Origin of the sequence: Streptomyces spongiae, assembly GCF_009377185.1 — a bacterium.
Classification (GTDB): domain Bacteria; phylum Actinomycetota; class Actinomycetes; order Streptomycetales; family Streptomycetaceae; genus Streptomyces; species Streptomyces spongiae.
The window spans coordinates 1-7,878 of the sequence record NZ_VJZC01000474.1 but is presented as its reverse complement, the minus strand read 5'-3'; the positions used below and the strand labels follow the sequence as shown (position 1 = coordinate 7,878).

General features: G+C 71.5%; 7 protein-coding genes. 4 read left to right on the top strand and 3 right to left on the bottom strand.

All coding sequences use genetic code 11. The annotated features are described in order from the left end of the window. The 4 genes from FNH08_RS38620 to FNH08_RS38605 form a co-directional block, all read left to right on the top strand. A partial coding sequence (locus tag FNH08_RS38620) for an HAD-IC family P-type ATPase (protein ID WP_152776193.1) occupies nucleotides 1-668 on the top strand: 668 nt, incomplete at its 5' end. Between the two features lie 143 nt (nucleotides 669-811). Next, complete coding sequence (locus FNH08_RS38615) at nucleotides 812-2,299, top strand: AlkA N-terminal domain-containing protein (RefSeq protein WP_152776194.1); 1,488 nt, start codon at nucleotides 812-814, stop codon at nucleotides 2,297-2,299. 23 nt (nucleotides 2,300-2,322) lie between these two features. Beyond that, nucleotides 2,323-2,805: a methylated-DNA--[protein]-cysteine S-methyltransferase gene (locus FNH08_RS38610; RefSeq protein WP_152776192.1), complete on the top strand. Its 483-nt coding sequence runs from the start codon at nucleotides 2,323-2,325 to the stop codon at nucleotides 2,803-2,805. Nucleotides 2,806-3,007: 202 nt separating this feature from the next. Continuing rightward, the gene (locus tag FNH08_RS38605; protein WP_322726175.1) at nucleotides 3,008-3,796 is read left to right on the top strand and encodes a class I SAM-dependent methyltransferase; all 789 of its coding nucleotides are present in this window, start codon (nucleotides 3,008-3,010) and stop codon (nucleotides 3,794-3,796) included. Between the two features lie 19 nt (nucleotides 3,797-3,815). Here the strand turns inward: FNH08_RS38605 and FNH08_RS38600 are convergent, their stop codons facing one another. The 3 genes from FNH08_RS38600 to FNH08_RS38590 all read right to left on the bottom strand — a co-directional run bounded on the left by FNH08_RS38600 (nucleotide 3,816) and on the right by FNH08_RS38590 (nucleotide 7,758). Beyond that, nucleotides 3,816-4,550: an SIR2 family NAD-dependent protein deacylase gene (locus FNH08_RS38600; RefSeq protein WP_152776190.1), complete on the bottom strand. Its 735-nt coding sequence runs from the start codon at nucleotides 4,548-4,550 to the stop codon at nucleotides 3,816-3,818. Between the two features lie 92 nt (nucleotides 4,551-4,642). Further along, on the bottom strand, nucleotides 4,643-6,904 hold the full coding sequence (locus FNH08_RS38595) for a protein kinase domain-containing protein (protein WP_407704545.1): 2,262 nt from the start codon (nucleotides 6,902-6,904) through the stop codon (nucleotides 4,643-4,645). Between the two features lie 362 nt (nucleotides 6,905-7,266). Beyond that, nucleotides 7,267-7,758 (bottom strand): NUDIX domain-containing protein, encoded by a 492-nt coding sequence (locus FNH08_RS38590; protein ID WP_152776188.1) that lies wholly within the window; start codon nucleotides 7,756-7,758, stop codon nucleotides 7,267-7,269. Nucleotides 7,759-7,878 lie beyond the last annotated feature (120 nt).

Sequence of the window (7,878 nt, the reverse complement as noted above, 5' to 3'; positions counted from 1 at the left end):
CGGTGACGGTGGGGCGTGCGGGGGAGTACGAGGATGTCGAGTCCGTCCAGGGAACGACGGTCCTCGTCGAACGGGACGGGGCCGGTGTCGGCACCCTCACCTTCACCGACCGCCTCCGTCGCGATGCCCCCGGGGCGGTGTCCGCGCTCACCGCCGTCACCGGCACGGCTCCCGTCCTGCTCACCGGCGACAACCGGGCCGCCGCCGCGCAGGTCGCCACGGACACCGGCATCACCGATGTGCGTGCCGGTCTCCTGCCGGAGGGCAAGGTGGACGCCGTACGGGACCTTCAACGCGGTGGGCGCAAGGTGCTGTTCGTCGGCGACGGCGTCAACGACGCGCCGGCGCTGGCCGCGGCGCATGCCGGCGTGGCGATGGGACGGGGTGGGGCCGACCTGGCGCTCGAGACGGCGGACGCGGTTGTCGTGCGCGACGAGCTGACCGCGATTCCGGCGGTCGTACGGCTGTCCCGGGCGGCGCGTCGACTGGTCGTCCAGAACCTGGTGATCGCCGGGACGTGCATTGCCGTGCTGGTGGTGTGGGATCTGGCGGGGCATCTCCCCTTGCCGCTGGGGGTGGCCGGGCATGAGGGGTCGACCGTGTTGGTGGGGTTGAACGGGTTGCGGCTGCTTCGTGAGAGTGCGTGGAGGAGCGCCACTGCGCCGTAGGTGGTTGGGGCGGTGTGGCGGCTGCGGGTTCGTCGTGGCTTGTCGCGCAGCTCCCCGCGCCCCTTACGGAGCGCACCTCGATGTCGGATTCCTGCCAGCCACGCACCCTTTCCGTCCCCGATCCTGGATTCATGCGGAACGGAATGCACACCGACACCGAGCGATGCGTACGTGCCGTGCAGTCGAAGGACGCGCGGTTCGACGGGTGGGTCTACACCGCCGTCCTGACCACGCGGATCTACTGCCGGCCGAGCTGCCCGGTGGTGCCGCCCAAGCCGGAGAACATGACGTTCTTCCCGAGCGCGGCGGCCTGCCAGCAGGCGGGGTTCCGGGCGTGCAAGCGGTGCCGCCCGGACACCAGCCCGGGCTCACCCGAGTGGAACCAGCGTGCCGACCTCGTGGCCCGCGCGATGCGGCTCGTCGCGGACGGGATCGTGGACCGCGAAGGGGTCCCCGGGCTCGCCCGGCGGCTCGGCTACAGCACCCGCCAGATCGAGCGGCAGCTCCTCGCGGAGCTGGGCGCCGGGCCGCTCGCGCTCGCCAGGGCCCAGCGGGCGCAGACGGCGCGACTGCTCATCGAGACGACCGCGCTGCCGATGGCGGAGATCGCTTTCGCGGCCGGGTTCGCCTCGGTCCGCACCTTCAACGACACCGTGCGGGAGGTCTTCGCGCTGTCGCCGAGCGACCTGCGCGAACGGAGCGCGAAAAGACCGGACGCCCCCGCTTCAGGCTCCCCGGGAGCCCCCGGCGCGCTGGCCCTCCGCCTCCCCTTCCGGGCCCCGCTCAACCCTGACAACCTCTTCGGCCACCTGGCCGCCACCGCCGTACCCGGTGTCGAGGAGTGGCGTGACGGCGCGTACCGCCGCACCCTGCGCCTCCCCTACGGTCACGGCGTCGTCGGGCTCACCCCGGCCCCGGACCACATCGCCTGCCGCCTCACCCTCAGTGACCTGCGTGACCTGCCCGTCGCCATCAGCCGCTGCCGCCGGATGCTCGACCTGGACGCGGATCCGGTGGCGGTGGACGACCAGTTGCGCGAGGACCCGGTGCTGGCGACGCTGGTCGACAAGGCTCCGGGCCGTCGGGTGCCCCGTACCGTCGACGAGGCCGAGTTCGCCGTACGGGCCGTGCTCGGACAGCAGGTCTCCACGGCCGCCGCCCGCACCCACGCCGCCCGTCTGGTCACCGCACACGGCGAGCCGGTGGACGACCCGGAGGGCGGCCTCACCCACCTGTTCCCGTCCTCTGAGGCGCTGGCGGGCCTCGACCCCGAGTGCCTCGCGATGCCCCGGACCCGTCGCACGACGTTCACCACGCTCGTCCGCCACCTCGCCGACGGCACACTCCGCCTGGGCGTCGACAGCGACTGGGAGGAGACACGCGCCGAACTCCTCGCCCTGCCCGGCTTCGGCCCGTGGACGGTCGACGTCATCGGGATGCGCGCCCTCGGTGACCCCGACGCGTTCCTCCCCACCGACCTCGGTATCCGGCGTGCCGCACAGGAGTTGGGGCTGCCGTCGACTCCGGCCGCGCTCACGGCCCGCGCGGCGGCCTGGCGGCCCTGGCGGGCGTACGCGGTCCAGTACCTGTGGGCCACCGACAGCCACCCGATCAACTTCCTTCCCGTATGAACAGTTTGTTCAAGGGGCACCCGATGAAACAGCACACGATCACCGACAGCCCGTACGGCCCTCTCACCCTCGTCGCCACGGACGGTGTCCTGTCCGGCCTCTATATGACGGACCAACGCCACCGCCCGCCGGAGGAGACGTTCGGCGACCCCGACGACACGCCGTTCGGCGAGGTCACCGAGCAACTACGCGCCTACTTCGCGGGTGAGCTCAAGGAGTTCACGCTCCCGCTCCACCTCACCGGCACGCCCTTTCAGCGCTCCGTGTGGGAACAGCTCTGCCGTATCCCGTACGGCGAGACCCGCTCGTACGGTGACCTCGCCGACGCCCTCGGCAACCCCAAGGCGTCCCGCGCGGTCGGTCTGGCCAACGGCAAGAACCCCGTCGGCATCATCGTCCCCTGCCACCGCGTGGTCGGCTCCGACGGCAGCCTCACCGGATACGGCGGCGGCCTGGAGCGCAAGCGGCGCCTGCTGGACTTCGAACGGGGGACGGCTCTGTTCTGACGTGGAAAGCCCGAGCCGTCGTGGGCTTCACAGGCCGCCCTTCGGTGTCTAACGTGGCGGACTCCCGATCGCATCACTCGATCGGCTGATACGAGGATCGTCCGAACCGCCCCCGGACCGGACCCGGCCGACCGAGCCGAACCCCCGCCGGTGCGTCCAGTCTGGTATCAGCACCCACGCCACTTCGGGAAGGGACAACGCCGTGCCGCCGACCAGGAAGAACGTCACCGCCAACCGGGCCGCCCTCGGACACCGCGTCACCTACGCCCTGCGCCACCCCGAGCGGGTGCCACGCCACATGGTCCGCGTTGCCCGTGACATGTGGCTGCGCCACCGCCATCCGGACCACATCGCGTACTACCGCGCGGTGATGCGCTCCGACACCCGCGCCGACCCGGACGCGGCGGTCGGCAGCCGCAGCCGTGAACGGTGGATGGCGCTCGGGGCGATGCAGTTCGACTACCTCCTCGGCCACGGTCTGCGTCCCGAGCACCGCATGCTGGAGATCGGCTGCGGCAACCTGCGGGGAGGCTGGCGGTTCATCCGCCACCTGGAACCAGGGCACTACTACGGCATCGACATCTCGCCCGACATCCTGACCGCCGCCCAGGAGACGATCGTGGAGATGGGACTGCAGAACCGGCTCCCCACCCTCACCCCCGTACACGACCTGACCCTCCGGTTCCTCCCCGACGCCCACTTCGACGTGGTCCACGCGCACAGCGTCTTCTCGCACTCGCCGCTCCACGTCATCGACGAGTGCCTGGTCAACGTCGGCCGGGTGCTGGCACCGGGCGGCTGGTTCGACTTCACCTTCGACCGCACCGAGGGCCAGGAGCACCACGTACTGAGGGAGGACTTCTACTACCGCACCGAGACGCTCGTCGCGCTGGCCGCGAAGCACGGCCTGGAGGCCCGCTTCATGGACGACTGGGAGAAACTCCCGCACGGCCAGTCCAAGATCCGCGTCACCCACCGTTCCTCGTCCTGACACCCTAGGAGCAGGCCGCTCAGGCGCCGGCGGAGCTGAGCCCTCGCAGCAGCTCGGGCAGGGCGGTCCCGATCGGCTCCCGCACGACGTCGTCGGCGCGTTCGTCGTACGGTGTCGGCTCGGCGTTGACGATGATCAGCCGTGCGCCGTGGTCGGCGGCTACGCCGGCGAGCCCTGCGGCGGGCTGTACTTGCAGGCTGCTTCCGACGGCGATGAACACCTCGCACGCCTTGGTGATCGCGACCGCCTCGCCCAGCACCTCGGGATCGAGCCGCTGACCGAACATCACGGTCGCCGTCTTCAGGATCCCGCCGCACTCCAGGCACGGCGGATCGGGCTCACCGGCCTCCACCCGGGCGAGCGCGTCCTCGACCGGGCCCTTCGCCTCACACTTGGTGCATACGACGGTCCGGGCGGTGCCGTGCAGTTCGAGCACCTTGCGGGCGGGCATCCCGGCGAGCTGGTGCAGTCCGTCCACGTTCTGCGTGATCACCCGCACCGGCACCCCGGACCGCTCCAGGTCAGCCACGGCCCGGTGCGCGGCGTTCGGCTCCGCCCGCAGCACCTGGTTCTTCCGCCGCATCTGCCACGACCGCCGCCGGATCTCCGGATCGCCCATGTAGTACTCGTAGGTCACCAGCTTCTCCGCCTCCGGGTCCCGCCGCCACAGCCCGGCCGGGCCGCGGTAGTCGGGGATGCCGGAGTCGGTGGAGATGCCTGCGCCACTGAGGAGGGCGACGAGGGGCTTCTTCATGGGCCCGAGGGTAGGACGCCCGGCCTGGCCGGGGCGAACGGATATCGGACGGACATCGGACGGAAAGCGGGGCGAGCCCGTCCCCGTCGGCTTCAGGAGGCCGGCAGGCCGTACGTGCGGTCGTAGTGCTGGGCCACCAGGTGCCCGGAGGCGTCACAGGCGAGCTGCCAGTCGTTGACGCCGGTCTCCCGGCCGTCGGTGAAGTTCCACAGCAGGTCGCCCCGGGCGGCGTCGATCGCGTAGAAGCCGTCTCTGTTCCTGAGGGCGTGGACGTAGACCGCGTCGGGCCCCACAGCGAGCGGTGCGTCGACGTGGAGGCGTGGCGTCGGGCAGAACCAGCGCCTGGAGCCGTTCGCGGCGTTGAAGGCGTACACGCCGGAGGGGTCCGTACCGGTGACGTACACCGTGCTGCCGAGGACGCCGAGGGAGGCGAACTGGCCGCGCTCGGCCCGCACCCGCCAGCGGAACCTGCCGGTGGACAGGCTCAGCGCCATGAGTTCGCGACCGACGGCGAACACCGTGCGGCCGAGCACGGCCAGCCCCGGCCGCAGGTCGTAGCCGACGGCATGTTTCCACCGGACGGCACCGCCGTCGTCGGTGCCCCGGGCCGTCACGTTGCGCAAGCCGTCGGCGTAGATGAAGGAGCCGGGGATGATCACCGGGGTCAGTTTGATGCCGACGTCCTCCGGGCTGATGGGGATGACGTCGGCCCGGCGTGCCTCGAGGTCGACGCGGAAGACCGTGTTCGTGGACGTCGCCACGCCCTGCTCCTCGGACTGGCGCTCCAGCCGGAGACCGATGATGGAGAGGAGGTTCTCGCCGTAGCTGCCGAGCACCGTGTCGAACCGGTAGTCCGCGCCGAAGTCGAGCGTGAAACGTTCCGTGCCACTGGCCGGGTCGACACCGATCACCGTCGCGCCCTCGCCCAGCGCCACCGCCGCGTCGTAGACCAGGGCGGTCGGGGTGGGGGACTGACTGATGCCCTTGTAGACCCATTTGGGCCGTGTGCCGTCCTTCAGATCGAGGCAGACCAGATCGCCCGGGCGGGTCTTCACCAGGGCCGTCCCCTGGTTGAAGACCGCCGGTGCCTGAAGCAGCGGACCGCTGCGATGGGTCCAGAGCGGCTTCGGGGCCGGGCCGAGCGGCTCCACGGACTGCCTGTCCGCCTTCTCTCCGCGGGTGATCAGCACGGCGGTGCCGACGGCGACCGTCGCCGTGGTGGCCGCCGACGCTGTGAGGACCGAGCGCCGGGAGAGTCCGCGTCGGGGGAGGACGAGTCGATGCCCGGGCGAGGTGGAGCGGTACGGTCCTGGTTCCTCGGGCGGGGGGTAGGAGGAGGGGCCCGGTCCTGGCGGCTCGGTGAGGGCCCGCACCTCGCCCGTGTGGCCGACGGCACCGGACTCGTACGTCGGCCGCGGTGCGGCGGCAGGGGTCTCCCAGCCCTGGCCGTACACGGGAGGTGCCGAGCCCGGAGGTGCCGAGCCCGGAGGTATCGAGCCGTCCGTGCCGGTGGGCGCCGTGACCGGATCACGCAGTGGGCCGGTGAGCGCTGTCACGGCCGCCGTACGGAGGGCGATCGAGGAGGACACCGGCGCGGGCAGCCAGCCGTCCCCCGTCACCTGTTCCACACCGCTGGGCGCACAGGCCGCGGACAGCCGGTCCGGGGTGATCCGAAGGCGCGGGTCCCGCGCGAGGCAGAGGCCGATGATCTTGTCCAGCGGCTCGGGCACGTCCGTCAGGTCGGGCGTGCCGTGGACGACGTTGTAGAGGAGCGTGGCCGCCGCGGAGCCGCTGAACGGCGCGTGGCCGGACGCGGCGAACGCGAGCACCGATCCCAGGGAGAAGATGTCCCCCTCCGGGCCCATCGGATCCCCCGTGGCCTGCTCGGGGCACATGTACTCGAAGGAACCGAACAGGGCACCCGAGCGGGTGAGCTCGTAGCCGTCGCTCGCCCGGACGATGCCGAAGTCGATGACGCGTGGGCCGTCGGCGGCGAGCAGCACGTTGGACGGCTTGAGGTCGCGGTGCACCAGCCCGGCGGCCTGCACGGCGATCAGTGCCTCGGCGATGCCGGCGCCGAGCGCGAGCACCGATTCCACCGGGAGCGGCCCGTGCTCGGCGACCGCCTCGGCCAGGGTCGGGCCGGGTATGTACTCGGTGGCCAGCCAGGGCGTGGTGGCGTCCGGATCGGCGTTCACCACGGGCGCGGTGTATCTGCCGCCGACCGCCGTCGCCGCCGCCACCTCACGGCGGAAGCGGATGCGGAAGCCTCTGTCCCCCAGCATTTCGGGACGGATGGCCTTGACCGCGACGGTCCCGCCCTGCGGGGACGTGGCCAGGTAGACCCGTCCCATACCCCCTGCGCCGAGCCGGGCCAGAAGACGGTAGGGACCTAGCTCCTCGGGATCGCCTGAGTCCAGTGGTTCCATGACCTCAGCTGCCTGTTCTCGGTGATGACGGGCGAGAATCGGCCCGCCACGGGCGGAGGGGGACCCGCTCGTCCCGGCGGCTCCCCTTGGCCGTTCCCCACTGCTCCACCACTTCCCGGAGCCACGGCCCGCGCCCAGGACGCCCGTCCCGGCATCCGAATTCACCCTAGAGGCTGGAGTGGCGGGCAGTCAGCATTTCCCGGCACCTGTTTGAACTTTCCTATACCTGAGTCACTTTCCTCTCTTCCGTACCGGCCACGTAATGTGACAGCACGTCAGGAAGCGACTCAGGCAACCCGGTTGCCGTTCTCCAACTCCGCCGTCCCCGCGTTCTCGGCGATTACCTCCAGCGCGGTGAGCACACGGCGGCCCAGGGCGCCGGGGAGATAGGTGGCCAACTCGTCCGGCTTCACCATGCGCCAGGACAGCAGCTCCTCCTCCTGGAGGCGGATCGCCTTGAAGTCGTCCTCGCCGAGGACCCCGCCGTCGTACAGGTATGCCACCAGCGGCGGCCGGGCCGTTCCGTGCACCCAGTCCACGGCGAGCAGCCGCCCCAGCTCGATGTCCAGCCCGATCTCCTCGGCGGTCTCGCGCCGAGCGCCCTGGCGTGGGGTCTCGCCGGTGTCCGACTCGATCGTGCCACCGGGAAGCGCCCACCCTTCCCGGTAGTTGGGCTCCACGAGCAGCACCCGCCCCTCGGCGTCCCGGAAGAGCGCGGCGGCCCCGGCGAGGACGCGGGGGAGGCTCGCGATGTACGTGGCGAAGTCCGGAGTGGTCATTCCGGAAGGGTAACGAGCCAGGGTGCCCCCACCGGGGCGCGAGAAGGGGCGAAGGGGATCATTCCGGGGCGCGCACGTCGGCCTTCCCGCGATCCTCCCTCTCCGCCCACGGCCCTGAGC

Coding starts and splice junctions, on each gene's coding strand:
- FNH08_RS38595 (WP_407704545.1), bottom strand. CDS start 6,904: ATGGGACGGGTCTACCTGGCCACGTCCCCGCAGGGCGGGACCGTCGCG.
- FNH08_RS38600 (WP_152776190.1), bottom strand. CDS start 4,550: ATGAAGAAGCCCCTCGTCGCCCTCCTCAGTGGCGCAGGCATCTCCACC.
- FNH08_RS38610 (WP_152776192.1), top strand. CDS start 2,323: ATGAAACAGCACACGATCACCGACAGCCCGTACGGCCCTCTCACCCTC.
- FNH08_RS38590 (WP_152776188.1), bottom strand. CDS start 7,758: ATGACCACTCCGGACTTCGCCACGTACATCGCGAGCCTCCCCCGCGTC.
- FNH08_RS38615 (WP_152776194.1), top strand. CDS start 812: ATGCACACCGACACCGAGCGATGCGTACGTGCCGTGCAGTCGAAGGAC.